This is a genomic window from Phytohalomonas tamaricis, assembly GCF_003012345.1.
Lineage (GTDB): Bacteria > Pseudomonadota > Gammaproteobacteria > Pseudomonadales > Halomonadaceae > Phytohalomonas > Phytohalomonas tamaricis.
Genome location: NZ_PVRV01000020.1, coordinates 607462 through 631166, shown reverse-complemented (window position 1 = coordinate 631166; position 23705 = coordinate 607462). Strand labels below are relative to the sequence as shown.

Here is a 23705-nt window from a genome sequence, read left to right as displayed (position 1 = left end):
GAGGTGATGAAGCTACAGCAAAGGGTAGCTAACAAAACAGTGTAAAGCCGCGTACAACAAGCCCAGCGGCGCAAAATATACTGTTTCAGGCAGGTGGGTCTGTCAGATAGGGCCGGCGAACGGCGCGTGGAGCATGTATCCAGCGTGGGGCCTGATCAGCGTTACCCCTGGCAGAGTAGCGGGCGTTGCCGCAGCGCAGCAATGTCGCGCTTTTTGCTGTCATGAGGGTCTCCTTGCATCCCGAGCGCCTTGCTAAGGCGTCACGTAGGTCCGTGATCTTATTGAAAGTTTTAAGTTGTATCGCCTGTTAACCCCGGAAATGTACCATGTGGACCTGAGGTGGGCCAGTACGATAAGTTCATTATGCGGATGCATCCTCGCATGATGGCCTTAACTGGACTTGAGGCTGGCCTGCTATGCAGGCAACCGCCATCTTGCCGCCGAGCTGATACTGGCATATGCGACATATGTTCTTTTCAGGAGCGAAATGCGGGCGTTATCAAGCGCTAATGACGTCATCCGCTCAAGATGAAGCATTGCCGTAATAGTCATTGGCGTTCAACTTAGTCTCGTATAAACGGTGCCTCATCATTTTTTTGAATACGGCAAACATTCATTTCAGCGCTGGGGTGGGCTTATGGTCGATCATTATTCCAAGCCGTCGGAGAAACACTTCGGCGTGGCTCATGCCCTCGGTCTGGCCGGGCTGGTTCCTTTTATATTGGGGGCGTCAGGCGCGTTTCTTGTGCCGCTGCCTTGGCAGGGCCTGTTCATCCAGGCGTTTCTTTATTACAGCGCATTGATTCTTTCTTTCCTTGGAGGCATTCACTGGGGCGTAGGGATGAGCCTGGATCGCGTCAATAGCCCTGGATTCAATGCACGTCTTGGCATCAGCGTGGTGCCCAGTCTGCTGGCCTGGCCGGCCCTCTTTCTTGACGTACGCTATGCAACACTTGTGTTGATGGGGGGCTTTCTATTCATGCGCCTTTACGAGCGTCAGCGTGAAAGCATTGAGCTTTTGCCGGTCTGGTATAGAAGCCTGCGCACCTGGCTAACGGCTATTGTGGTATTGGCTCACCTGGCCATTATCGTGCGTGTATCGATGTTGTGAGCCGTTTGGTTGGCTATTTCCAATGGTTTTCCTAATCTTGCAGTAAGATGCTCCTGTCCACGCAACAGCTCTGCAAGTGAGTTGTGCGTGGCTGTTTTGTGAAGCAAACCTGCTGTGTATATCGATCGATACTCGGCTAGTCATCACCCGTACTTACAAGGCAGAAGACAATGAAGAAACGCTATGGATGGCCTCTCATCATTGTGGCTATTGTCATCGTTGCAGTCGTAATCCTGCGTGCCATGCTACCGGGGCTGGTGCGGGACTACCTTAATGACCAGCTTGCGGACATGGGCGATTACCGAGGCCATGTCGAAAATGTCGATTTACACCTCTGGCGTGGTGCCTACACCATTACCGATTTGAGTATCACCAAAGCTGACAATGGTGTATCCGTTCCGCTTTTTCAGTCAGATAGTATTGATCTTGCGGTCAGCTGGGGGGCGCTGCTGGATGGCGCACTGGTAGGTGAAGTGGATTTCAATAGTCCGAAAATCAACTTTGTCGATGCGCAAAGCGATGATGATGATCAGGCTGGTGAAGGTGTCGACTGGCGTGAGCAGCTAAAGCAATTATTGCCGATCCAGATCAACCGTCTCGGTATCCATAATGGCCGGGTGCATTTTCGCAACTTCAGCTCCGAGCCTCCGGTCGATCTGGAAGTGTCGGAAATCAATGGTCAGGTGACCAACCTGGGTAACAAGAAGCAGCACAGCGGTGACGGTGATCAATCTAACTCGCGTGTCGCCCATCTGTCGCTTGAGGGATTACTGCTCAATCAGGCGCACACCGAGCTGAGCGCTAGCTTCGATCCGCTGAGTGAACTGAAGAATTTTGATTTCAACTTTAAGACCACCAACCTTGATCTGACACGCCTGAATGAATTCGCGCGTGCCTACGGCAACTTCGACTTCAAATCCGGCGAAGGTGACTTCGTTATGGAACTCTCCGCGCGCAATAGCCAGCTTGATGGCTATGCCAAGCCACTGTTTCATGATGTGGAGATATTCGATCTTGACCAGGATGCCGATAAAGGCGCGCTTGAAGCGACATGGCAGGCGCTGGTCGGCGCAACGGCCTGGTTATTTGAAAACCACAGCAAGGATCAAATCGCTACTCGGATCAACATCCAAGGCAACCTGAACCAGGAAAATATCAGTGCATGGCAGGCATTTGGATCGATTCTGCGTAATGCATTCATCGAGGCCTATCGAGCCAACTTCGAATCAGGTGAGTGATACCTTATCAAGCCCACAGGAAAGTGGGTGAGTTTCCAACAGGGAGAAAGGACGCATGGGTGAGTTAGGCCGGTTAGAAGCGTTTATCGCTGACAGTTCGCTTTCGCAGTGGATTTTCGCGGTCAGCATCGCCGTTGTTATCATCGTGGTCACAATGGTTTTCAAAAAAAAGGGGCTGGACCGGCTTGAGCACCTGACACGCCTGACCCACTCGGTGGCGCTCAATTCTGCAGTGGAGGGGCTGCGTGCCACACGGCTGTGGCTGGTGGTGTTGTTCGCTATCCTGTTTGGCTGCCAGTATCTCGATCTGAGCTTGCGTCTGGACAGTATCATTACAAAATTGGCGACCATCGTTGCCTTTGTTCAGGTTGGACTGTGGCTCAATCGTGCGCTTGCTTATATCGTTGAGCAGTCCAAGCAGAAGGCGATGAAGACCAGTGCCAGTTCGGCCACCAGTCTGAGCGCAATTGGCTTCGTCGGGCGCATGGTGTTATGGGCCATCATTGCGCTGCTGATGCTCGACAATCTGGGTATCGATATCACTGCGCTGGTCGCTGGATTGGGGATCGGCGGCATCGCTGTAGCGCTGGCAGTACAAAGCACCCTGAGTGATTTACTCGCCTCGCTGTCGATCGTCATTGACAAACCGTTCGTACTCGGTGATTTCATCATCGTCGATGATTACATGGGCACGGTCGAGAATATTGGCGTGAAGACGACGCGGTTGCGCAGCCTGGGTGGTGAGCAGCTGGTGTTCGCTAACAGCGATCTGCTCAAGACCCGCATCCGCAATTACAAACGTATGTACGAGCGTCGCGTGGTGTTCGGCTTCAATATCACGCTCAACACCTCGCCTGACAAGCTTGAGTGGATAGGCGGTGCGGTTAAGAACATTATCACTTCGCAGCAGAATACACGCTTCGATCGTGCTCACTTCTTCGGCTTTGGCGAGAGCTACTTCACCTTCGAAGTGGTGTACTACGTACTTAGTCCCGACTACAACATTTACATGGATATTCAGCAGAGCATCAATCTGGCCATGCTGCGCGCCTTCGAGGAGAAAGAGGTCAAGCTGGCCGCGCCAGCGCGGGTACTCCATGTCGACAATGAAATGTTCAATTCTCCGCAGCAGAATAATGCCAGCGGTAGCACACCTCCGCTATCAACGAACTGAACAACGTTAAGTACTGCACCAAAAAGGATATGACACGATGGCAAGTGGGATAGAGCACGAGTATTCAGTCAAGACAGTATGGACGGGTAACAAGGGGGAGGGCACGAGCGACTATCGTGCCTATAATCGTAATTATGAGCTTCAGGTTGATGGCAAGGTGGTCATTTCCGGCTCTGCTCACCCTGCCTTCCTGGGTGATCCGACACTGCATAATGCCGAGGATATGTTTGTCGGCGCGCTGTCGACCTGTCATATGCTTTGGTATCTGCATCTATGTGCCGATGCAGGTGTGGTCGTCACCGACTATGTCGACCAAGCAGTCGGCATGATGGCGATAGAGCGCAAGGGAAGCGGCTATTTCAGCGAAGTTACATTGCATCCACGTATTTCAATCACGGCAGAATCGGATCGTGACAAGGCGCTTGCGCTGCATGAAGATGCGCACCGTTTCTGCTTCGTGGCTAACTCGGTCAATTTTCCGGTGCGCTGCGAGCCGGAAATCATCAGCATGCCCACTTCTCATCACCCGTAAATGAGATGGTCAGCCAGCGCTGCGGGCTGGCCTTGCCTAGCGCATCAGCGATTTCCTGGCGTATCTCGTCGAGGGTGCCGATGTGCGTCAACGGGTAGTCGGGTGGAAGTACGACATGGATCTCGATAAAGCGCGCCCGGCCTTCCTTCTGGACATAGGACTGATAATGACCAAGGCCGCGCCGGGCCACGATGTCATCCATAACGTCAGTGACTTTCTGGTCAAGCGCATCGGGTACGATACGCAGAATGTCCCGCAACGCGGGGGCCAGAATTCTCGCCGTGGTAGGCAGCATGATTAGCGCTACAACCACTAAAATGGCGGGATCAAGAAATGGCGTCCAATGTTGCCAGGCGGTGCCTGTCAGTAACCAGGCCAGAGCAAAGCTGCAAAATAGGCCTAACGTCAATAGGCCATCAGCCAGCCAGCCCACGCAGTCCATGCGTAGCATGTCTGAACCGATCTGACGGTTGCGGCGCTTTAGATAGTTGTAATAAAACAGGCTGGACACGCTGATGATCGCGGCATACAGCGAGGCGAAACCGAAGTTGACGTGATGGCCACCATGAATCAAGCCGAAGATGCCGTTGGCGAGGGCATAGATGCAAATCAGCAGCATCAGCGCGCCATCAAAGGCAATGACCATCGGTTCAAGATGCCAGAAGCCGAACTGGAAGCGCACGCTCGATTCCTTGGCAATCAGTCGCGCCGTGATCAGCATCATCACCTTAATGACCGCAGCGACCAACGAAAAGATGCCATCGAATAGAATCGATTGCGAACTGGTGAAAAGGCCAAAAACAAGGCCCGAGAATGCGACAAACAGCATCATTGCAATCGACTGCTTGAGCAGCCGCTGTTCATTAGTGACCGCCATTAAAACGCCTTGCTCATGAGAGCGTGGGGAAATGGGCCGAAATGTTCAGGCATAGATAAAAATACAATTCCCGTATAGCCCGATACTCAGAATAATCGTGCCAGCAGCGCCACTACGGCAGTTTCGACGCGGAGGATGCGCGCCCCGAGATGAACACCTTCAAAGCCGGCTGCTAGCAGATGATCCACCTCATAAGGAATGAATCCTCCCTCTGGCCCAATCGCCAGCACTACTTCCCGCGGTTGCTGTGCTGATATATCGTAAGGGCAGGCCTGCGCCATGCCGGGGTGGGCCAGGAGGGCGTGTCGATCACGGATCAGCTCGGGCAGCTGATCTTCGATGAACGGCTTGAATCGTGTCGCGAAGTCGACGTGTGGCATGATCGTGTCGCGTGCCTGCTCCAGCCCCAAAACTAAGTGCTCGCGGATGCTGGCGGGTGATAGCTCCGGTGATTGCCAGTAACTTTTCTCGACGCGCTGGGTATGCATTAACGTAAGACGTTTGACGCCTAGGGCCGCAATATTTTCCAACGTTCGCGCCAACATGCGTGGCCGGGGCAAGGCGAGCAGAAGATGCAACGGCAGCGCGGCGGGCGGGGGCAGATCGAGCTGCAGCTCGAAATCGGCTCTGTCAGCATCGAGACGTGTCAGCTGTCCGCGGCCCATATTGCCTCCTTCCAGGCCAACGGTGAATGCATCACCTAAAGCAGCGCGGTGCACCTCGTGTAAATGGCGCAGGCGGCGCGGATCGGTAATGGACGCATGATGTGCATCGGTGAGGTCTTGCTCGGACAGCAGTATCAGGTTCATGGCTTTGACAATATCGGCAGAAGCGCGTGCAGGCGCAGTGCATCACGCTGAAGAAGCTGGATGACAGAGAGGATGATGGAGCGGGATGATAGCGCAATCGCTTTGCGCCGTCAGATTCATTATCGGTGTCTAGTCTGGTGGGATCGACATGGGTTTCTTCAAGGCATGTCCGCATTGCGCTTTTTTGTCGTTACGCGCTGTATAGCTTACTTTTCTGCAATAATAAGCAACTGACTTTTTACTCCTGGCGCAGGACGATTAGAAATGAAGGTTTTGATTATCGGTGGCGGTGGTCGCGAGCACGCATTGGCCTGGAAGGTCGCACAGTCTTCAGACGTTGAGCATGTCTTTGTCGCGCCCGGAAATGCCGGTACGGCGCGCGAGCATAAGATGAGTAATGCTGCAGTGGCCGCCAACGATATTAATGGGTTGGTCGCTTTTGCCCAGAATGAGCGGATCGATCTGACCATCGTCGGGCCGGAAGGGCCGCTGGTCGCAGGCGTTGTCGATCGCTTCCAGTCACATGGGCTGGCAGTCTTCGGGCCGACTGCGGCCGCGGCGCAGCTCGAAGGCTCCAAGGCCTTCACCAAGGACTTCCTTGCCCGCCACTCGATTCCTACCGCTGCGTACAAGAGCTTCACCGCCGTCGAGCCAGCGCTGGCCTATCTGGCCGAACAGGGCGCGCCGATCGTGATCAAGGCTGATGGCCTCGCCGCTGGTAAGGGTGTGGTCGTGGCGATGAGCGAGCAGGAAGCAGAAGACGCGATTCGCGATATGCTGTCGGGTAACGCTTTCGGTGATGCCGGCGCCCGCGTCGTGATTGAAGAGTTCCTCGACGGTGAGGAGGCCAGCTTCATCGTCATGGTGGATGGTGAGCATGTGCTGCCGATGGCGACCAGCCAGGACCACAAACGCGTCGGTGAGGGCGACAGCGGCCCCAATACCGGCGGCATGGGCGCCTACTCTCCTGCACCCGTGGTGACCGAAGAAGTCTATCAGCGTGTGATGGATGAGGTTATCTGGCCTACGGTGCGAGGTATGGCTCAGGAAGGTAATACCTATACAGGCTTTCTCTATGCGGGCTTGATGATCGACACCACCGGTGCCCCCAAAGTGATCGAGTACAACTGCCGCTTCGGCGACCCTGAAACGCAGCCGATCATGCTACGCCTGAAGTCCAATCTGGTCTCGCTATGCCGGGCGGCGCTTGACGGTCGGCTTGATCAGGCGACATGTGAGTGGGACTCCCGCGCTTCGGTGGGGGTTGTGCTGGCGGCGGGAGGCTATCCCGGCGAGTACCGCAAGGGCGATGAGATTGAAGGCTTGGCCGCCGCTGAGACGACGGGTTGCAAGGTGTTCCATGCCGGTACCAGCGAAAGCGAAAATGGTCGTGTGATCACCAGCGGTGGACGCGTACTTTGTGTTACTGCGCTTGGCGATAGCGTGGCCAAGGCGTGCGAGCAGGTCTATCGCGGTGTCGATCAAATTGCGTTTGAAGGTGTATTTTGTCGCCGCGATATCGCCCATCGTGCGATAGGGCGAGGTTGATAAGCCCTTGCCACTTAGGGCAAAAAGCGGCTTGAATCAGTTGGCGCAACGCTAGCGGCTCGGCTAACGTGGGGTCAATCAACGACGCGCTGTAGAGGTTGCCGGCAGCGCGTCAATAATCTCAAGCCTATGACCCAGGGGTCGAGACGCAGGAGAAGCCGATGTCGCGCGAATATCCTATTGTCGCGGTGACAGGTTCGTCAGGGGCAGGGACCACTACCGTACGTCGGGCCTTTGAACGGATGTTTGCCCGTGAGGCTACGCATGCGGCGTTCGTGGATGGTGATGCCTTCCATCGCTATACGCGTGATGACCTGGCTCGCCTGCATCGTGAAGAACCCGATCGCAAGCATCAACTTTCGCACTTTGCCGTTGAGGCTAACCTGCTCGACCGGCTGGAGAATCTGTTCGTTGAATATGGCGAGCATGGCACAGGCACATGCCGCCATTATATTCACGCTGAAGACAAGCGTATGCTGGAGGCGGGTTATCGGGTGGGTACATTCACAGAATGGCGCCCGTTACCCAGCGGGACCGATCTGCTGTTCTATGAAGGATTGCATGGTGGGTTGGTCACTGCCGAACATGATATTGCCAAGCATGTCGATCTGCTGGTTGGCGTCGCGCCGACTGTGAATCTTGAGTGGATTCAGAAAATCGACCGAGACATCAACATGCGGGGTTATTCCCACGAAGCGGTTGTCGACACTATTCTGGGGCGCATGCATGACTACGTGCGCTATATTCAGCCGCAGTTCTCGCGTACGCATATCAATTTTCAGCGCGTGCCTACTGTCGATACCTCCAATCCTTTCGAGCCTCAGGCGATTCCGACCGATGCAGAATCGTTCGTCGTTATCCGCTTTCGTGACCGGATGAAAATCGATTTTCCTTATCTGCTGGCGATGATTCAGGACTCCTTCATGGCACGCCCACATACGCTCGTGGTACCGGGCGCGAAGATGCCGCTTGCCATCGAGCTGATTCTGGCACCCAAGGTGGAGGCCTTGCTCGCCCAGCGCCGTTTCCGCTAAGAGGCTCGTGAGAGAAGGCTGCTTGGCGTGGTATCCGCTAGCCGTTACTCTCAAGAGCGCTTTTTCTTTTATTACAAGGAACTGTCATGACGACATTATTTACCAAGATCATCAATCGTGAGATTCCCGCCGATATCGTCTACGAGGACGATGACGTGCTGGCATTTAACGACATCAATCCGCAGGCGCCGGTTCATATCCTGATCATTCCCAAGAAGCCGATCGCAACGCTCAATGACCTTACCGAGGAGGATCTAGCTCTGGTCGGCCGGTTGCACCTGACCGCCGCCAATATCGCCAAGCAGCAAGGATTCGCTGAAGAAGGCTACCGTGTATTGATGAACTGTAATGAGCATGGGGGCCAGACGGTTTATCACATCCACCTTCATCTAATGGGCGGGCGTCAGTTTACCTGGCCCGCCGGTTGATAAGCGGCATTTACGAGCGCTGCGAAGGAAGATGTTCCTCAAGGTGATACGGGTCGAACTGCGCGCCATCCAGAAATAGATCTGGCCCCATGAAAAGATCGCCCTTCGTCGTGGGGAGCGTCCATGGTGCAGCATGGGTTCCCTCGCTTTTCATATCTTCATCGGGGGACGCAAGGCCCAGATCATCGGCGGCTTGACGATACAGATCGGGACGCGTACAGCGTAGAACCGCGTCATGCACTATGGCGGTATCCTTGATGTGTCCCCAGCGGGCCATTTGCGTGGCAAACCACAGCGTATGCGAACGCCAGGGGAAGTTGGCGGAGTAACGGTGAAAGAGCACCCCATGCTCCAGCCCGTTGGCAACTAGCGTCTCTTCGACAATATGAGGGGGAACATCGAGGTAGCCGCCATCGACGAGGAGTGAAGCGGCGATGCGGCGATGCTCGATATCGGCATCAAGCCAGGCGCAGGCTTGGATCAAGGCCCGCAACAAGGCGCGATGTGTGTCAGGGTGCGTCTTGACCCACTCTTCGCGTACACCCAGCACTTTCTCCTGTCCGTTCTGCCAAATGTTTTCACTACTAGCCAGCACGACACCACTGGTACGCTTGGCCGCCATAGTGTTCCATGGATCACCGACACAATAGCCATCAATTTGCCCAGCCTCCAGTTGCGCTGCCATCTGCGGTGGTGGTACGACACGAAGATCAAGATCACGGTCAGGATCGATACCGGCGCTGGCAAGCCAATATCTCAACAAATAGCGGTGTGAAGAAAACGTATAAACGGTAGCAAAGCGTAGTGGCTCAAGCCCCTGTTGCTGACGTGCCTTGATGATCTGTGACAATGCCGCAGCCGTGGTCGTACTATCATGGGCCTGAGTGGGGGCAAGCGCGAGCATCTGCTGATAAACATCGTTTGAGACGGTAATGGCATTACCGTTCAGGTTGAGCGTCATAGCACTCAGTATTGCAGTCTTGCGTCCATCGAGGCCCAAGGATGACGCCAGCGGCATTAACGCTAGCATCTGAGCGGCATCAAGCGATCCAAGCTGCATTTTGTCGCGAATATTCGCCCATGAGGCTTCAACCGAGAGCGTAACTTCCAGTCCTTCACGTTCAAAAAAGCCATTATGCACGGCAACCACTAGTGGCGCTGCATCGCTGAGCGGGAGCATACCTATCGACAGTTGGGGCTGTTCAGGAGGAAGCCGCTCAGCGTTGGTGATGACCTCATCGTTGTTCATCTCAATCTCCTTTCTCGATCGCCTTGAGTAGATCGCGCGCCAGCTCATACATCGACAGCCGGCGGTCCATGGCGATCTTGCGAAGATACTGATAGGCAGCATCTTCGCTCATGCTCCGGCGCTCCATGAGCGTGGTCTTGGCGCGGTCGATCGTGCGCCGCTGAGTAATGGTTTCCCTGGTGCGGTTGAGTTCACTCTTGAGGGCGTGATGCGACTCGAAGCTGGAGATGGCGACATTGACCATGGAGCGCACCAGCGCGGGCTGAAGATGATCAACCACATAGGCGCTGACGCCGGCTTGGGTCGCTTCACGGGTGAGCTCTGGCGTTTCTTCCTGTGCCAGCATGATCATCGGTTTGGGGTAACGCTTGCCGAGTTGTCCCAGATGCTCAAGCGTGTCACGGCTGGGCAGGGAGGTATCGATAATGACAGCATCGGGTTTCAGCCGCTTCATCACGGCATAAAGATCATCGTCTTGACTCACCGTCATGAGGACATCGAAGCCTGCTTCACGCAGGGCTTGATCCAGTGCCTGAGAGCGCTCCGCCTTGGTGTCCACGATCAGTACGCGCACATTCATGCCATCTCCTCACATGCCGTGACCTTCGGGTTGTTGTCTTCAGCGGACATCTATCTTGCCGTGTTAATGAAAGGTCTTGCCAGTATTTATCGCTCGCCCACATCATGTTGCGATGCAGTGCGCACTACTCGCTTGGTGCACCATCATGTGCCGTCGAGAGCCAATCATGTCATCAGGAACCAATGTATACCATTGATTTTGTATAATTAAATTAAAATGGCACGCCAGTTGCTTGTCTTATCGCATGTGAGACGTGGACCAGGCTTGCCCGGCAAGTACGAGTGCGTCGAATGAGCGGTCCTCAATAATGAGGGCTTCCGTCGACCGTGCGACTTGAGGGGAAGCGCCATGGAGTTTCGCAACAAAGCGACTCGTATCCGCCTGTTTGATTTCAAAACGCCGCAGATGCGGGCATTTCATATGTCCTGGCTGGCATTTCACGTCTGTTTCTTCGGCTGGTTCGGCATCGCGCCAATGATGGCTGTAGTGCGGGATGATCTGAACCTTACCAAATCCCAGATCGGTAACACCATCATTGCCTCTGTAGCCGTGACTGTATTGGTGCGCCTGATGATTGGGTTGTTATGCGACAAAATCGGGCCGCGTAAGGCGTATACCTGGCTGTTATGTCTCGGCTCGCTGCCGGTAATGGCAATCGGCTTTGCAAACAGTTTCGAATCCTTCTTGTTGGCACGCCTGGCCATTGGCGCCATTGGTGCCTCCTTTGTCATCACCCAATATCACACCTCAATCATGTTCGGGCCCAATGTCGTCGGGACGGCGAATGCGACAACGGCGGGGTGGGGCAACCTTGGTGGCGGTACAACGCAAATTCTGATGCCGCTCGTGCTAGGCGGGCTGTTGATGCTTGGCGTCAATGAGACACTTGGCTGGCGTCTAGCGATGGTGGTTCCGGGTATCGTGTTGTTCCTGATGGGGATTGCCTATTACTTTCTGACCCAGGATGCGCCTAACGGCAACTTCAAGGAGCTACGTGCGCGTGGTGAACTACCGGAGGCAAACAAGGAAAATGGCGCCAAGGCCAGCTTTATGGCGGCAGCCAAGGATATCCGGGTATGGGCGCTATTTGTTGTCTATGCCGCCTGCTTCGGTGTTGAGCTGACCATCAATAATATCGCGGCGCTTTACTACTTCGATAACTTCTCTTTGAGTCTGGGAACGGCGGGGCTGATTGCAGGCCTGTTCGGTTTGATGAACCTGTTCGCTCGAGCGCTTGGCGGCATGTTCTCTGACTTCTTCGCTCGCAAGAGTGGCGTACAAGGCCGTGTGCGCTGGTTGTTCATTGCGATGTTTTGTGAAGGCATCGCACTGATATTCTTCTCTCAAATGCAAGTATTGGCCATAGCCATTGCGACAATGCTGGTCTTCAGCCTGTTTGTACAGATGGCCGAGGGTGCGACATTCGGCGTGGTACCGTTCGTCAACAAGAAAGCGCTGGGTGCGGTAGCCGGCATCGTTGGCGCGGGGGGTAATGCCGGTGCGGTAGCTGCGGGCTTCTTGTTCAAGTCTGAGTCACTGACTTATCAGCAAGGGCTTTTGTATCTGGGAATTGCTGTAACCCTGGCTGCCTTCTGCACGCTGCTGGTGCGCTTTTCCAGTCAGGCGCAGGCGGAGGAAAAATACGCTTACCAGCAATCTGCAGAAGGCCAGACACCGGTTTATTCCGCTAGCGTAACAAACTAGCCTGCCTTAATAGACGCAGCTCTACGGACAGAACGCCGCCTTCGTGCCTCTTCGGTGCGAAGGCGGCGTTTTAGTGAGGCGGTTTAGTCAAACACAGTAGACTTTGCGTATCGACGTCGCTTATACAAACGCCTACTCTGTGGGGCATGTTAGTTCCTCCAACGTGCCAGACATCCTTGCGGAGATTTGCTTAATGGCTCGCCAGTTGACTCGCACCGATCATATGATTCGCCAGTTTGATACCGTGCTGCGTACGCTTATGCCTGGAGGTGCCCAGGCAACGCGGCCGTCACCGTCTACGCTCGTTACGGATGATGTTATGAGCGAGCAAGAGCGCCAGCACTCTGCCGGATTGATGCGGGTGAATCATACTGAGGAGGTATGCGTTCAAGCGCTCTACCAAGGCCAGAGCCTGACGGCTGGATATACAGAGGGGCATGAGCAATTAAATACAGCGGTCAATGAGGAACTCGATCATCTGGCATGGTGCAAGGCGCGTCTGCATGAACTCGATAGCCACACTAGTCGACTTGATCCGCTTTTCTATGTCACCTCGTTTGGCGTCGGTGCGATTGCCGGGCGGCTTGGCAATTCGGTCAGTCTTGGCTTCGTCAATGCTGCAGAAGAGCGGGTCGGTAAACGGCTTGAAGATCACATGACGCGTTTGCCAATGGCTGACAGACGCTCCAGGGCGGTGGTTGAAAAGATCATCGAAGAAGAAGCCCACCATGCTCACAATGCGCTTGAAGCAGGCGGCAAGCGGTTTTCATTGCCGGCACGCCTGGGCATCAGAGCTGTGGATGCTCTGGTGAGCAGGGTGGCTTATCGTCTCTGACCAGTTCGTGTGACATGCGTTATCAACGTGCGCTGGACGTCGATAACGCGTTTGTCGCGTCCTGGTTAGCTTTCCTGCTCATTGCCTTTGTTTTCACTGAACAGTGTCCAGGCGGCAATGAACAGCGCCGCGATCAATGGGCCGATGACAAAACCGTTCAGGCCGAACAGCGACATCCCGCCCAAAGTGGAGATTAGCACCACGTAATCGGGCATCTTGGTATCCTTGCCGACCAGAATCGGACGTAGCAGGTTATCGACCAGTCCAATCGCAAAGACGCCAACAATAATCAGCACGATGCCCTCCAGGTGTGCTCCGGTCAGCAGGAAGTATATGGCCACCGGTAACCAGACCAGCGCGGCGCCCACCGCCGGTATGAGTGATAGAAAAGCCATCAGCACGCCCCACAGCAGCGCACCTTCAATGCCTAGCGCCCAGAAAGCCATGCCGCCGATAGCCCCTTGAGTAGCTGCAACGATGATGTTTCCTTTGACGGTGGCGCGCGTCACGGCAATGAACTTGCTCAAAAGGTTTGATTTGTGCCGTTCGCTTAGGGGAATGGCCTTTTTTATCTTGCTGGCCAACTGCGGGCCGTCCCTTAGCAAAAAGAACAGTAAATAAAGCATTACCCCGAAGCTGACCATGAAGTGCAGCGTATTCTGACCAATGTTGACGGCTTGGGAGGCCACCAGCTGACTACCTTGCATCGCGCCAGAAGAAAGCTTCTCGCGTAGGCTGGAAAAGTCATCTACCCCGAAGTGCCCCAGCAGTTGTTTGGCCGAGGAGGGCAGCGCCATCCTGGCTTGCTCTACGAACATGCCTAGATCCAGATTGCCTGACCTGATGCGTTGGTAAAGACTGGTGCCTTCCTGAACCAGGGAGCCGGCGATGGCAATGACCGGGATAATGACAATAACGAGACAGACCATCAGCGTGATCAACGCGGCAAGATTGCGTCGTCCCTTTAACTTGGCCTCCAGACGGCGTTTCAGCGGGGAAAAGAGCAGGGCAAGAATCGCGCCCCAGAAGACCGCGCTGTAGTACGGTAGCAACAGCCAGATGAAGGCAAGTGAAACGATCACGAGCAGCAGGATGAATGCCTTCTTTTCAATTAGTTTTTCCATTGTCTCTCCTTAATGAGAGGGCTCTGCATTGAACATTGATCAGCTTAACGCATTCGGCGTCTGGTGCTGCTCGTACTTTTTGATTTGGCTGTTCCGATACAAAACAAAAAACCCAGCGATTACTCGCTGGGTTTTTCTTTTCTTGCCTCGCTGGTGCGCGACGGCTTAATCCAGATTGCGGGAATAAAAGATTTCCAGCATCTCACGACGCAGACGACGTTCGATATCGTCGGCTTCCTCGAAGGATAGATCTCGGCGGGACGTACCGAACAGATAATTATCGAGGTTGAAGTCTTTCAGGAGCATTTTGGTATGGAACATGTTCTCCTGATAGACGTTCACGTCAATCATCTGATAGGCACGCTTGGTGTCTTCAGCCAGATAATCCTGAATCGACGTGATGTCATGGTCGATGAACAGCTTGCGGCCATCAACATCACGCGTGAAACCACGTACGCGATAATCGGTCGTGACGATATCCGAATCGAAACTGTGAATCAGATAGTTCAGCGCCTTCAATGGCGAGATCATGCCGCAGGTCGAGACATCGATATCGAGTCGGAACGTACTGATACCGTTATCCGGATGGGATTCCGGATAGGTATGAACAGTGACATGACTCTTGTCGAGATGACCGAGCACCGTCTGGGGCAGCGGGCCGGGACCCGGCTCTGTATGTCCTGATTCGCTCTGTTCCAGTTCGTGCTCAGCGATCAGAATTGTCACGCTCGCACCGTGCGGTTCATAGTCCTGGCGTGCGATGTTGAGAACGTGAGCACCAATGATATTGGTGACGTCCTTTAGGATCTGCGTCAGACGTTCGGCATTGTAGAGCTCATCGATATAGTCGATGTAAGCGCGACGCTGCTCTTCCGTCTTGGCGTAGCAGATGTCATAGATGTTGAAGCTCAACGAGCTGGTCAGGTTGTTGAACCCGTGGAGTCGGAGCGTGTCGGTCAATTCCGAGCCTCCTGATGTGCAGGTGTGGTCCATCCGGCGAGCTTGCACCGGAACCCGGGAGGATGCCTGACGGCACTCCAGATAATCATGGCGAAGCGCCTTTTGAGAAGGCGCGTATTATGCACACGTGATATGGCCGATGCACTCGTCTTTTTCAAATTGAGGCAAATAGCCACATTCACGCGTCGTGAATCTCATAAGAATGGCTGACATCGACGCCGCCGCGTACAAGCATCAATGAGGCGCTGCAGTATTTCTCTGCTGACAATTCGACAGCGCGTTTTACCTGTGCTTCCTTGAGCCCGACGCCGCTAACAACGAAATGGACATGAATCTTGGTAAATACGGCAGGCGTACCATCGGCGCGTTCGGCCTCCAGTTCAGCGACGCAGCCGGTCACCTTTTGACGCGCCTTCTCAAGGATGTTGATCACATCATAGGATGTGCAGCCACCCAGTCCCATTAATACCATTTCCATCGGCCGCGGGCCGGTATTGCGTCCGCCATTATCAGGGTTGCCATCAATGACCACGGCATGGCCGCTGCCGGATTCGGTCACGAACTGGCGGCCATCGGTCCATTTGATAGTAGCTTTCATTACAGCATCATCCTCGGCTGAAAAGTAGTCGATGTTGGGTGTTCATGCCTGGCTGAGATGTGATTGCAGAGCGGTAAGACGTTCGGGTGTGCCGATATCGAACCATTGGCCACGGTGATGCAGGCCACCGACGTAGCCATCATTCATCGCATCTTTCAGCAGGGGAGCGAGTTTAACGGGGTGGCCTGGCGTAAGCGAGACCACCAACGCCGGGTCATACAGGCCAATCCCGGCGTAAGTCAGTTGAGGCTGGCCGGTGACATGCACGCGTCCTTGACGGTCAAGATGGAAATCGCCATTAGGGTGATGCGCCGGGTTATCAACCAATACCAGCCGGGCTAGGTCATTGCCCAGCGGAGCAAGCGTTTTCACATCAAAATCGCTCCATACGTCACCGTTGACCAGGACGAAGGGAGCGGCGCCAAGCAAAGAGATTGCCTTGCGAATGCCGCCGGCCGTTTCCAGCGGCGTCTGCTCACGGCTCCAGGCAATCGAGACGCCATAGGCCGAACCATCGCCGAGTGTCGTGATGATGCTGTCGGCCAGATGGCTGACATTGATGACCAGTTCAGTAATGCCCGCGTCACGCAACCGCTCGATATGGTGCACGATAAGCGGCTTACCGCCAGCTTTCAGTAGTGGTTTGGGGCAGTGGTCGGTGAGCGGACGCATTCGCGTGCCGAGCCCTGCGGCGAGAATCATCGCTTTCATTGTGTCCTCTCTATGGTGACCGAGTGGCGTTGTAAGGCTGAAGTAAGTGAGGGGGTGAAATCGTTATCGAGCCACGCCGTGAAATTTTCATGGCCAAGCAGGCTTAATGCTTGACGCAAGTGGGTAAGGAAGTGGGGCATCATGGCGAGATAACGATGTTTACCGTCACGCAGGCTGAGTCGACAGAATAGACCCAGTACCTTTAGGCTGCGTTGCGCTGTGGTCTGTGCGACCAGTACCTGAAAATTTTCAGCACTCATCGGGGCAAGCAGGCCAGCTTGCTCGGCGCGATATTGGTAGGCTTCGATCCAGTGCTTCTGAGTAGCGGCAGGCCAGGGTGCATTGCGGTCGCGTAACAACGAGGCAAGATCATAGGTCAGAGCGCCGCGCCATGCTCCCTGGAAATCGATGACCCACAGACGCTCGTCATGGCATATCAGGTTCTGTGCATGATAATCACGGTGCGTGGTGACCTGCGGTTGGGCGAGCACGCTGGTGATCAGATCATTGCGCAGAGCTTCCCAACTTGCGGGAGCCGCAATATCCAGCCATTGTAACAAGCACCATTCAGGAAACAGATCGAGTTCGAACGCGAGGCGTTGATGATCGTAAGGTGGCAGTTCATCAGCGGGCTGAAGAGCAATATCGATCGCCAGAGAGAGTGCCTGTTGGATATAGGGTTCGGCGCGGTGTTCATCTTCAAGCCGTTGACGTAGCATAACGTCGCCAAGATCCTGCATTTCGATGAAGCCGGCATCCAGATCAATGGCGTTAAGGCGCGGTACAGGTAGACCGCCTTGCCGCCAGCGCTTGGCGATCGTCACGAAAGGACGGCTGTCTTCCTTGTCGGGAGGCGCATCCATCAGGATCCGCGTCGAGCCATCAGGTAGGCGGACACGAAAATAACGGCGAAAACTGGCATCATCGGCGACAACGCAGAGATTTATGGCGTCGGGGGAAAGGCCGTGACCCGCGGCAATCCACTGTCGCAGGGCATCAATACGTGCTGTCATGAAATCTCCTAGGTTGACGGTCCCCGCTGTGCGCAGCATGCTGAGCACTATTCGGCTCGCAGCGTGGAGGCGAGCTGCGGATTCGTGGCGTTTTATAAAGCAAGAACATCAAATTGTTAAAGCAACAACACCGATTCCATAAAGCAAGGATACAAAGGATCATGGGCCAGCGTACCTTCTGGACCACCGCCTTGACGGGGTTGATCTCCTCGGCGACCGTCCATGCGGCACCACCGGCATCACTGCCGGCTGATCAGCTTGACTGGCAGCGCTGGGGCGATGATAAACCGTCAAATGCGTTGTGCACTGGACATTATGTTATTCCCGGTTATCAGATCGATGTGGCTCCCAACCCGACACAGATACGCAGTGAGTCAAGCGGGGCTGGGTATGGTGATAACGGTGAAACCATCCTGCAAGGTGAGGTAGTGCTGCGCAAGGAAGATCAGCAGCTCGAGGCTCCCGAAATCATCATTAACCGCGAGCGTACCAACGCCCATGTCAATGGCCCTTTGGCCTATCGTCGCAACGGGATGCTGGTGCGCGGTGACTCGGCCGATGTCGCACTAAACAGTGATGCGGCACAGATCGATAACGCACATTACGTTTTTCATGATGCCCAGGCGCGTGGAGATGCCACGCAGTTGGCACGCCTGGAAGATGGCAGATACCAGCTGACCGAGGCGACCTTCACTACCTGTGAGCCGCAGAGCAGTTTGTGGAAGATGGTCGGCAGTAACGTGATCATCGACCGTGCTGCTGGCTATGGCACAGCCCACCATGCCCGTCTCGAAGTCGAAGACATTCCGGTCTTCTACTGGCCGTGGATTCGCTTTCCTATCGATGATCGTCGTCATACCGGCTTGCTGTGGCCGACATTAGGTTATGGCAACGACAACGGTTTCGACTATTCCCAGCCGATCTATCTAAATCTTGCGCCCAACTACGATGCCACGATTACGCCGCGCTATATTCAGCGCCGTGGCGAGATGCTGGGTGGCGAGTTCCGTTATCTGTTCGGTGAAGAGGCAGGCACTGTTGAAGGGGCGTACATGGCCCATGACAGTGGCGACGAGGACGACGATCACGAGGGAGAGAAACGCTGGTATTTCAACTATACCCACAACGGTCGTTTCTCGCCGCGCACGGTCTATAACCTGCGCTACGGAGCGGCCAGTGATGGCGATTACTTCGACGATTTCGGCCGCGACTTCGCCGAGCAGGACACCGACAACCTGCAGCGTCTGGCGCGCATCGATTACGCCGGCGACGTCTGGCATCTGCAGGCCCGCGCGCGCGGCTTCCAGAAGATGGACGACCCGTTATCTGATAATGACAAGCCGTTCTACGAGCTGCCGTCATTGACCGCCAATGGCCGCTGGCATCAGCAAAGCGGCTTCTACGAGGAATGGAACTCCAATGCGACCTATTTCTGGCGTGATGTCGATGCAGAAAAAGTTCGGCCTTACGAATCAGCAACAGGCTCGCGCGTTCACCTGGCACCGGCGCTAGGCTGGCGCCAGGCGCCTTCGTGGGGATTCTTTGAGCCGCGTGTCGAGATGCTCTATACCCAGTACGATCTTGATTGGCACAACCGCACCGGTACTGAAGGGCGTGATGAAACGCCGGATCGCACCTTGCCAGTATACTCAGTCGATTCGGGATTGGTCTTCGAGCGCCAGACTGAGCTGTTCGGTCGCAATTGGCGTCAGACACTGGAGCCGCGGTTGTACTATGCCTATGTGCCGTATCGCGACCAGTCGGAATATCCTGAGTTCGATACCGATGAATTGCCGATCTCCTACGGTCAGCTATGGTCACCGTATCGCTTTACTGGGGTGGATCGTATCGGTGATGTGAACAAGCTTTCCTATGGCGTCTCGACGCGCTTCCTTGAGGATGCCAGCGGACGCGAGCGCCTGGCACTGTCGGTCGGCCAGAGCCGTTACTTCGAAAACCGCCACGTCGTTGATGATGCAGATTACGCCGCATCGCAGCAGGAAGGCTCTGAACAGTGGTATCAGAATCACCGTGATCGCTCGCCGGTTATTGGGCAGGCTGATTGGCAGGTGAGCGATCGCTGGCAGGCGAGTCAGGCGATCTTTTACGACACGCATCGTGACATGACCGAAAAGTCCGCTACCTATCTGCGCTACCGTCACCCTGAAGGGCATGTATTGAACCTTGGCTATCGCTATGAAGTCGAAGGCTTCGACCCTTCCGGTGACGCGGAGGATCGCCTCGGTTACAACCGTGACGAATACGATGTCTCGTTTGCCTGGAAGGCGACGCCGGCGGTGTCAGTAGTGGGCCGTTACCTGTACGATCATACCAATAGCCGCTCGCTGGAAACGTTAGCGGGCCTACAGTTCAATGACTGCTGTTATGGTGTCGAGGTCGCCTGGCGTGAGTGGGTCGATGACGAAGACACCGCCAATGATATTGACGATGATGAAACCAAGCGCGGTCTGTTCCTGCGCTTCATCTTCAAGGGGCTAGGCGGTATCGGCCAGCAGGCGGATCCTTATCTGACCGAGGCGATCCCTGGTTATGATCCTCAGCAGTTCTAATTTTGAGACAGTGAGAGCAACGCAGTGAGAGTGAGCGCCCTACGCAAGTTTGCAATTGCCCCTCTGGGCATGGCTTTGGCCTTGGCATTAACGCCCATGGCAGAGGCGGCCGTACAACCGCTTGATCAGATCGTGGCGGTGGTCAACAAGGACGCCATCATGCAGAGCGATCTCGACAGACGCGTGACGCAGGTGCGTCAACAGATGGCGGGGCGCAACATTCCCATGCCGTCTGACGAAGTGCTGCGCCGTCAGGTGCTGGATCGCATGATCACTGAGCAGATCGAACTGCAGATGGCACAAAAGGCTAACCTGACCGTTGATGATGAGCAGCTCAATCGTGCATTGCGCGATGTTGCCGCACAAAACGATATGTCGCTTGAGCAGTTTGCCGATACGCTTGAGCGTGAAGGTATGTCAATTGCCGATGTCCGCGAGCAGGTGCGTCGTGAGATGTTGATCAGTCAGGTGCAACAGCATAATGTTGCCTCGCAGGTGCGTATCTCCGACCGCGAAGTCGATCAATACCTCGACAATGCCGGCAGTGGTGCCAACGTTCAGTATCATCTGGCTCATATCCTTGTGGCCGTACCGCAGAGCCCTACGCCAGAGCAGGTCGAAGCTGCGCGTCACAAGGCTGAAGCGCTACGTCAGCAGATTGTCACTGAACACGCCGACTTTCAGCAGGTCGCGGCAGGGCAGTCCAATGGGGGGGAGGCTTTCGAAGGCGGTGATCTTGGTTGGCGGCCGCGTGCGGAACTACCCACCATTTTTGCTGATGTCGTACCCGGTATGACAGTGGGTGAGGTCAGTGAGCCGATCAGAAGCCCGAGCGGTTTTCATCTTGTCAAGCTTGTCGAGAAGCGCGGTGATACACAGCAGATGATCGAACAGGTGAAAGCGCGCCATATTCTTGTCAGCCCCAACCCCAATCGTAGCGATGAGCAGGCCAAACAGCTTGCTACTCAACTACATGACCGTATTGCCAGCGGTGAAGATTTTGCCACCCTGGCGCAGCAGTACAGTGATGACAAGGGAAGCGCACTCAATGGCGGTGAACTGGGTTGGGTCAATCCCGGTGAATCGGTACCAGCCTTTGAGCAGGCGTTGTCGTCACTGTCAAAAGGCGAGCTTTCTCAGCCGGTACATTCGCGTTTTGGCTGGCATGTCATTCAGCTGGAAGATCGCCGTCAGCGTGATGTGACGGCCTCCAACCAGCGTGATCAGATTCGCCGTACCCTGTTCCAGCGCAAGGCCAATGAAGAGCTTGAAGCCTGGCTGCAGCAAATTCGTGCCGAGGCTTATATCGATAACCGTCTGGAAGATGACAGTGCTTCCGCTAACAATGGTGGTCAGGGATAAGCGCAGTGATGGTTGATCTTCCTGTAGTGGCGTTGACGGCAGGCGAGCCTGCTGGCATCGGTCCTGAATTGATCGCGGCGCTTGCCTGCCAGGGCTTTGGCAAAAAGCGTGCTCGGGCACGCTTCGTCGCGGTGGCTGATCCTGCGCTGCTGGCCGCTCGAGCCAGTGCGCTGGGCTTGGCATTGACGATACGGGAATGCGATACCAACCAGCCAGTACAAGAGTTTACCGCTGGCGTGCTTGATGTCTGGCCGGTGACGCTTAGCCAGTCCAGCCAGGCCGGTAAGCTTGATGTGGCCAACAGTGACTACGTACTGAAGACGCTCGACGTTGCCATTGAGGCGTGTCTGCATGGACGTGCTCAGGCGATGGTAACGGCGCCACTGCACAAGGGCGTGATCATCGAGGCTGGCCATCTGGAGTTCACTGGCCATACCGAGTATCTGCGTGATGCTTGCGGTGTCGATGAGGTTGTGATGATGCTGGCAACTCAACGGCTGCGTGTGGCGCTGGCAACTACGCATCTGCCGCTGCGTGAGGTGGCCGATGCCATCGCTGCGCCGTCACTGACCCGCGTGCTACGCATTCTCAACCATGATTTACAGCGCTATTTCGGCATTGCACAGCCACGTATCGCGGTATGCGGACTCAACCCTCATGCCGGAGAAGGAGGGCATCTCGGCCGAGAGGAGCTCGACGTCATCATTCCTGTCTTGGATGCGTTACGCCAAGAGGGCTTGAAACTCGATGGTCCTCTACCCGCTGATACCTTATTTACACCGCGTCACCTTGACCATGCTGACGCCGTTTTGGCCATGTATCATGACCAAGGCTTACCGGTACTCAAGCACGCCGGTTTTGGCCAAGCTGCCAACATCACGTTGGGACTCCCCATCATTCGTACCTCTGTCGATCACGGCACTGCGCTGGATCTCGCGGGAACCGGACGCGCAGACAACGGAAGTCTTAAGACCGCGATCGATGTCGCCATTGAAATGGCATTGGCTTCACAGTCAGGTTCCGCCTGAAAGGATTTTTCACTTCATGTCGCAACAACCCTTGACGCATCGGGCGCGTAAGCGTTTCGGGCAGAATTTTCTCAATGATCCCGGCGTCATCTCTCGCATTATCAAAAGTATTCGCCCGCGCGAAGGAGACCGCTTGGTAGAGATCGGTCCGGGCCAGGGCGCATTGACCGAGGGGCTGCTTGACGCGACCGGCAAGCTTGATGTTATCGAACTTGACCGTGATCTTATCCCACGGCTTCGCACGCAGTTCTTCAACTATCCTGATTTTCATATCTTCGAGGGTGATGCGCTGGCCTTTGACTTTACTGCGTTGAAAGGCGAGGGCGAGCCGCTAAGGGTGGTCGGAAATCTACCTTACAATATTTCTACTCCGCTGATCTTCCACCTGCTTGAGGCGAAGGATGCGATTCTCGATATGCATTTCATGCTGCAAAAAGAGGTCGTCGAACGGCTCTCCGCCGAGCCGGGGTCAGGGCAGTGGGGGCGGTTATCAATCATGGCGCAATACCGTTGTCAGGTCATGTCACTGTTTGATGTACCTCCTGAGGCGTTCACGCCAAGCCCCAAGGTCGACTCAGCGATTGTACGCCTGATTCCACATCGGGAACTGCCGCATCCAGCCGATGATGAGCAGGTGCTGGCAGAGGTGGTACGTCAATCCTTTGGGCAGCGGCGCAAGACACTTCGGAACAATCTAAAAGGCGTGATCGATGCCGATACGCTGGAATCTTTGGGCATTTCCCCATCGCGGCGCCCCGAAACGCTGACACTTTCCGAGTACGTGTCGCTGGCTAACCATATTGCCAAGGAGCGTTCATGAGTGAACTGTCGCAACAGGTAAAGGTAATGGTTGAACCTTTCTATCTTGATGGCGATTCTTCCATGACAGAAAACCGATTCGTGTTCGGTTATACCGTGACGATTCGCAACGACAGTGAGCAGGCAATTCAGCTATTGGCTCGCTATTGGAAAATCACCCCAGGCAATGGGCAGGTGCAAGAAGTGCGTGGAGAAGGCGTTGTGGGCGAGCAACCCTTAATTGCAGCCGGTGAGCACTTTCGTTATACCAGTCGAGCCGTACTCGACTGCGCCGTTGGCGTAATGGAAGGCACTTACACCTGTATTGATAACGCTACGCAGACGACCTTCGAAGTACCTATCAAGCCGTTCCGGCTAGCCAGCCCATTACACGTTCACTAGGGTGTGGATACACCGCTAGC

24 protein-coding genes are annotated in these 23705 nt (G+C 55.1%); 14 read left to right on the top strand and 10 right to left on the bottom strand.

Features of this window, described 5'->3' with window-relative positions; genetic code table 11:
- Positions 1-85 precede the first annotated feature (85 nt).
- Positions 86-223 carry a hypothetical protein gene (locus C3Z11_RS16790; RefSeq protein WP_158700962.1) on the bottom strand — a complete coding sequence of 46 codons (138 nt, stop codon included), beginning with the start codon at positions 221-223 and terminating at the stop codon, positions 86-88.
- 414 nt (positions 224-637) lie between these two features.
- On the opposite strand from C3Z11_RS16790, the gene C3Z11_RS08335 reads away from it, so the two are divergent.
- From C3Z11_RS08335 to C3Z11_RS08320, 4 genes are all read left to right on the top strand, one after another.
- Complete coding sequence (locus tag C3Z11_RS08335; protein ID WP_106477466.1) at positions 638-1111, top strand: DUF3429 domain-containing protein; 474 nt, start codon at positions 638-640, stop codon at positions 1109-1111.
- Between the two features lie 170 nt (positions 1112-1281).
- Entirely contained in the window at positions 1282-2349 is a 1068-nt protein-coding gene (locus C3Z11_RS08330; RefSeq protein WP_106477465.1) for a DUF748 domain-containing protein, read from the top strand.
- 55 nt (positions 2350-2404) lie between these two features.
- Complete coding sequence (locus C3Z11_RS08325) at positions 2405-3523, top strand: mechanosensitive ion channel family protein (protein WP_262927303.1); 1119 nt, start codon at positions 2405-2407, stop codon at positions 3521-3523.
- Between the two features lie 37 nt (positions 3524-3560).
- Complete coding sequence (locus C3Z11_RS08320; protein ID WP_106477464.1) at positions 3561-4055, top strand: OsmC family protein; 495 nt, start codon at positions 3561-3563, stop codon at positions 4053-4055.
- On the opposite strand, the gene C3Z11_RS08315 is transcribed toward C3Z11_RS08320, so the two are convergent.
- On the bottom strand, positions 4027-4932 hold the full coding sequence (locus tag C3Z11_RS08315) for a cation diffusion facilitator family transporter (RefSeq protein WP_106477463.1): 906 nt from the start codon (positions 4930-4932) through the stop codon (positions 4027-4029). The two genes, C3Z11_RS08320 and C3Z11_RS08315, sit on opposite strands and share 29 nt — an antisense overlap.
- Before the next feature lie 86 nt (positions 4933-5018).
- On the bottom strand, positions 5019-5741 hold the full coding sequence (locus C3Z11_RS08310) for a 16S rRNA (uracil(1498)-N(3))-methyltransferase (protein WP_106477462.1): 723 nt from the start codon (positions 5739-5741) through the stop codon (positions 5019-5021).
- Positions 5742-6005: 264 nt separating this feature from the next.
- Between C3Z11_RS08310 and purD the strand changes: the two genes are divergently transcribed.
- From purD to C3Z11_RS08295, 3 genes are all read left to right on the top strand, one after another.
- Positions 6006-7289 (top strand): phosphoribosylamine--glycine ligase, encoded by a 1284-nt coding sequence (purD, locus tag C3Z11_RS08305; RefSeq protein ID WP_106477461.1) that lies wholly within the window; start codon positions 6006-6008, stop codon positions 7287-7289.
- Between the two features lie 161 nt (positions 7290-7450).
- A complete protein-coding gene (locus C3Z11_RS08300) occupies positions 7451-8323 on the top strand; it encodes a phosphoribulokinase (RefSeq protein WP_106477460.1) in 873 nt (290 codons plus the stop codon).
- Positions 8324-8409: 86 nt separating this feature from the next.
- Positions 8410-8751 (top strand): histidine triad nucleotide-binding protein, encoded by a 342-nt coding sequence (locus C3Z11_RS08295; protein WP_106477459.1) that lies wholly within the window; start codon positions 8410-8412, stop codon positions 8749-8751.
- Positions 8752-8761: 10 nt separating this feature from the next.
- On the opposite strand, the gene C3Z11_RS08290 is transcribed toward C3Z11_RS08295, so the two are convergent.
- Positions 8762-10000 (bottom strand): CmpA/NrtA family ABC transporter substrate-binding protein, encoded by a 1239-nt coding sequence (locus C3Z11_RS08290; protein ID WP_106477458.1) that lies wholly within the window; start codon positions 9998-10000, stop codon positions 8762-8764.
- 1 nt (position 10001) lies between these two features.
- Complete coding sequence (locus tag C3Z11_RS08285) at positions 10002-10580, bottom strand: ANTAR domain-containing response regulator (RefSeq protein ID WP_106477457.1); 579 nt, start codon at positions 10578-10580, stop codon at positions 10002-10004.
- A 348-nt stretch (positions 10581-10928) separates the two neighbouring features.
- Between C3Z11_RS08285 and C3Z11_RS08280 the strand changes: the two genes are divergently transcribed.
- Together C3Z11_RS08280 and coq7 are read left to right on the top strand one after the other, a co-directional pair.
- Positions 10929-12284, top strand: a complete 1356-nt coding sequence (locus tag C3Z11_RS08280; RefSeq protein WP_106477456.1) for an MFS transporter — start codon at positions 10929-10931, stop codon at positions 12282-12284.
- 193 nt (positions 12285-12477) lie between these two features.
- Complete coding sequence (gene coq7, locus C3Z11_RS08275) at positions 12478-13119, top strand: 2-polyprenyl-3-methyl-6-methoxy-1,4-benzoquinone monooxygenase (protein ID WP_106477455.1); 642 nt, start codon at positions 12478-12480, stop codon at positions 13117-13119.
- 65 nt (positions 13120-13184) lie between these two features.
- Here the strand turns inward: coq7 and C3Z11_RS08270 are convergent, their stop codons facing one another.
- From C3Z11_RS08270 to C3Z11_RS08250, 5 genes are all read right to left on the bottom strand, one after another.
- The gene (locus tag C3Z11_RS08270) at positions 13185-14243 is read right to left on the bottom strand and encodes an AI-2E family transporter (protein WP_106477454.1); all 1059 of its coding nucleotides are present in this window, start codon (positions 14241-14243) and stop codon (positions 13185-13187) included.
- Positions 14244-14408: 165 nt separating this feature from the next.
- The gene (gene speD, locus C3Z11_RS08265; protein ID WP_106477453.1) at positions 14409-15203 is read right to left on the bottom strand and encodes an adenosylmethionine decarboxylase; all 795 of its coding nucleotides are present in this window, start codon (positions 15201-15203) and stop codon (positions 14409-14411) included.
- A gap of 178 nt (positions 15204-15381) precedes the next feature.
- The gene (locus C3Z11_RS08260; protein ID WP_106477452.1) at positions 15382-15801 is read right to left on the bottom strand and encodes an OsmC family protein; all 420 of its coding nucleotides are present in this window, start codon (positions 15799-15801) and stop codon (positions 15382-15384) included.
- Positions 15802-15843: 42 nt separating this feature from the next.
- Complete coding sequence (gene murU / locus C3Z11_RS08255; protein WP_106477451.1) at positions 15844-16512, bottom strand: N-acetylmuramate alpha-1-phosphate uridylyltransferase MurU; 669 nt, start codon at positions 16510-16512, stop codon at positions 15844-15846.
- Positions 16509-17525 (bottom strand): aminoglycoside phosphotransferase family protein, encoded by a 1017-nt coding sequence (locus C3Z11_RS08250; protein ID WP_106477450.1) that lies wholly within the window; start codon positions 17523-17525, stop codon positions 16509-16511. The genes murU and C3Z11_RS08250 overlap by 4 nt, the downstream gene beginning before the upstream one ends.
- A gap of 161 nt (positions 17526-17686) precedes the next feature.
- Between C3Z11_RS08250 and C3Z11_RS08245 the strand changes: the two genes are divergently transcribed.
- Genes C3Z11_RS08245 through apaG form a run of 5 tightly spaced genes read left to right on the top strand, consistent with a single transcriptional unit; the run spans position 17687 to position 23685 of the window.
- Positions 17687-20095 (top strand): LPS-assembly protein LptD, encoded by a 2409-nt coding sequence (locus C3Z11_RS08245; protein ID WP_106477449.1) that lies wholly within the window; start codon positions 17687-17689, stop codon positions 20093-20095.
- A gap of 30 nt (positions 20096-20125) precedes the next feature.
- Positions 20126-21457, top strand: a complete 1332-nt coding sequence (locus C3Z11_RS08240; RefSeq protein ID WP_106477448.1) for a peptidylprolyl isomerase — start codon at positions 20126-20128, stop codon at positions 21455-21457.
- Between the two features lie 8 nt (positions 21458-21465).
- Complete coding sequence (pdxA, locus tag C3Z11_RS08235) at positions 21466-22485, top strand: 4-hydroxythreonine-4-phosphate dehydrogenase PdxA (RefSeq protein WP_106477447.1); 1020 nt, start codon at positions 21466-21468, stop codon at positions 22483-22485.
- Between the two features lie 16 nt (positions 22486-22501).
- Positions 22502-23305: a 16S rRNA (adenine(1518)-N(6)/adenine(1519)-N(6))-dimethyltransferase RsmA gene (gene rsmA, locus C3Z11_RS08230; RefSeq protein ID WP_106477446.1), complete on the top strand. Its 804-nt coding sequence runs from the start codon at positions 22502-22504 to the stop codon at positions 23303-23305.
- On the top strand, positions 23302-23685 hold the full coding sequence (gene apaG / locus C3Z11_RS08225) for a Co2+/Mg2+ efflux protein ApaG (RefSeq protein WP_106477445.1): 384 nt from the start codon (positions 23302-23304) through the stop codon (positions 23683-23685). Before rsmA ends, apaG begins: the two co-directional genes overlap by 4 nt.
- The last annotated feature ends 20 nt before the right edge of the window (positions 23686-23705 follow it).

Bases quoted from the DNA above. Each gene is read 5' to 3' on its own strand.
- C3Z11_RS16790 (WP_158700962.1), bottom strand. From the start codon at position 223: ATGACAGCAAAAAGCGCGACATTGCTGCGCTGCGGCAACGCCCGCTAC.
- C3Z11_RS08335 (WP_106477466.1), top strand. From the start codon at position 638: ATGGTCGATCATTATTCCAAGCCGTCGGAGAAACACTTCGGCGTGGCT.
- C3Z11_RS08330 (WP_106477465.1), top strand. From the start codon at position 1,282: ATGAAGAAACGCTATGGATGGCCTCTCATCATTGTGGCTATTGTCATC.
- C3Z11_RS08325 (WP_262927303.1), top strand. From the start codon at position 2,405: ATGGGTGAGTTAGGCCGGTTAGAAGCGTTTATCGCTGACAGTTCGCTT.
- C3Z11_RS08320 (WP_106477464.1), top strand. From the start codon at position 3,561: ATGGCAAGTGGGATAGAGCACGAGTATTCAGTCAAGACAGTATGGACG.
- C3Z11_RS08315 (WP_106477463.1), bottom strand. From the start codon at position 4,932: ATGGCGGTCACTAATGAACAGCGGCTGCTCAAGCAGTCGATTGCAATG.
- C3Z11_RS08310 (WP_106477462.1), bottom strand. From the start codon at position 5,741: ATGAACCTGATACTGCTGTCCGAGCAAGACCTCACCGATGCACATCAT.
- purD (WP_106477461.1), top strand. From the start codon at position 6,006: ATGAAGGTTTTGATTATCGGTGGCGGTGGTCGCGAGCACGCATTGGCC.
- C3Z11_RS08300 (WP_106477460.1), top strand. From the start codon at position 7,451: ATGTCGCGCGAATATCCTATTGTCGCGGTGACAGGTTCGTCAGGGGCA.
- C3Z11_RS08295 (WP_106477459.1), top strand. From the start codon at position 8,410: ATGACGACATTATTTACCAAGATCATCAATCGTGAGATTCCCGCCGAT.
- C3Z11_RS08290 (WP_106477458.1), bottom strand. From the start codon at position 10,000: ATGAACAACGATGAGGTCATCACCAACGCTGAGCGGCTTCCTCCTGAA.
- C3Z11_RS08285 (WP_106477457.1), bottom strand. From the start codon at position 10,580: ATGAATGTGCGCGTACTGATCGTGGACACCAAGGCGGAGCGCTCTCAG.
- C3Z11_RS08280 (WP_106477456.1), top strand. From the start codon at position 10,929: ATGGAGTTTCGCAACAAAGCGACTCGTATCCGCCTGTTTGATTTCAAA.
- coq7 (WP_106477455.1), top strand. From the start codon at position 12,478: ATGGCTCGCCAGTTGACTCGCACCGATCATATGATTCGCCAGTTTGAT.
- C3Z11_RS08270 (WP_106477454.1), bottom strand. From the start codon at position 14,243: ATGGAAAAACTAATTGAAAAGAAGGCATTCATCCTGCTGCTCGTGATC.
- C3Z11_RS08260 (WP_106477452.1), bottom strand. From the start codon at position 15,801: ATGAAAGCTACTATCAAATGGACCGATGGCCGCCAGTTCGTGACCGAA.
- murU (WP_106477451.1), bottom strand. From the start codon at position 16,512: ATGAAAGCGATGATTCTCGCCGCAGGGCTCGGCACGCGAATGCGTCCG.
- C3Z11_RS08250 (WP_106477450.1), bottom strand. From the start codon at position 17,525: ATGACAGCACGTATTGATGCCCTGCGACAGTGGATTGCCGCGGGTCAC.
- C3Z11_RS08245 (WP_106477449.1), top strand. From the start codon at position 17,687: ATGGGCCAGCGTACCTTCTGGACCACCGCCTTGACGGGGTTGATCTCC.
- pdxA (WP_106477447.1), top strand. From the start codon at position 21,466: ATGGTTGATCTTCCTGTAGTGGCGTTGACGGCAGGCGAGCCTGCTGGC.
- rsmA (WP_106477446.1), top strand. From the start codon at position 22,502: ATGTCGCAACAACCCTTGACGCATCGGGCGCGTAAGCGTTTCGGGCAG.
- apaG (WP_106477445.1), top strand. From the start codon at position 23,302: ATGAGTGAACTGTCGCAACAGGTAAAGGTAATGGTTGAACCTTTCTAT.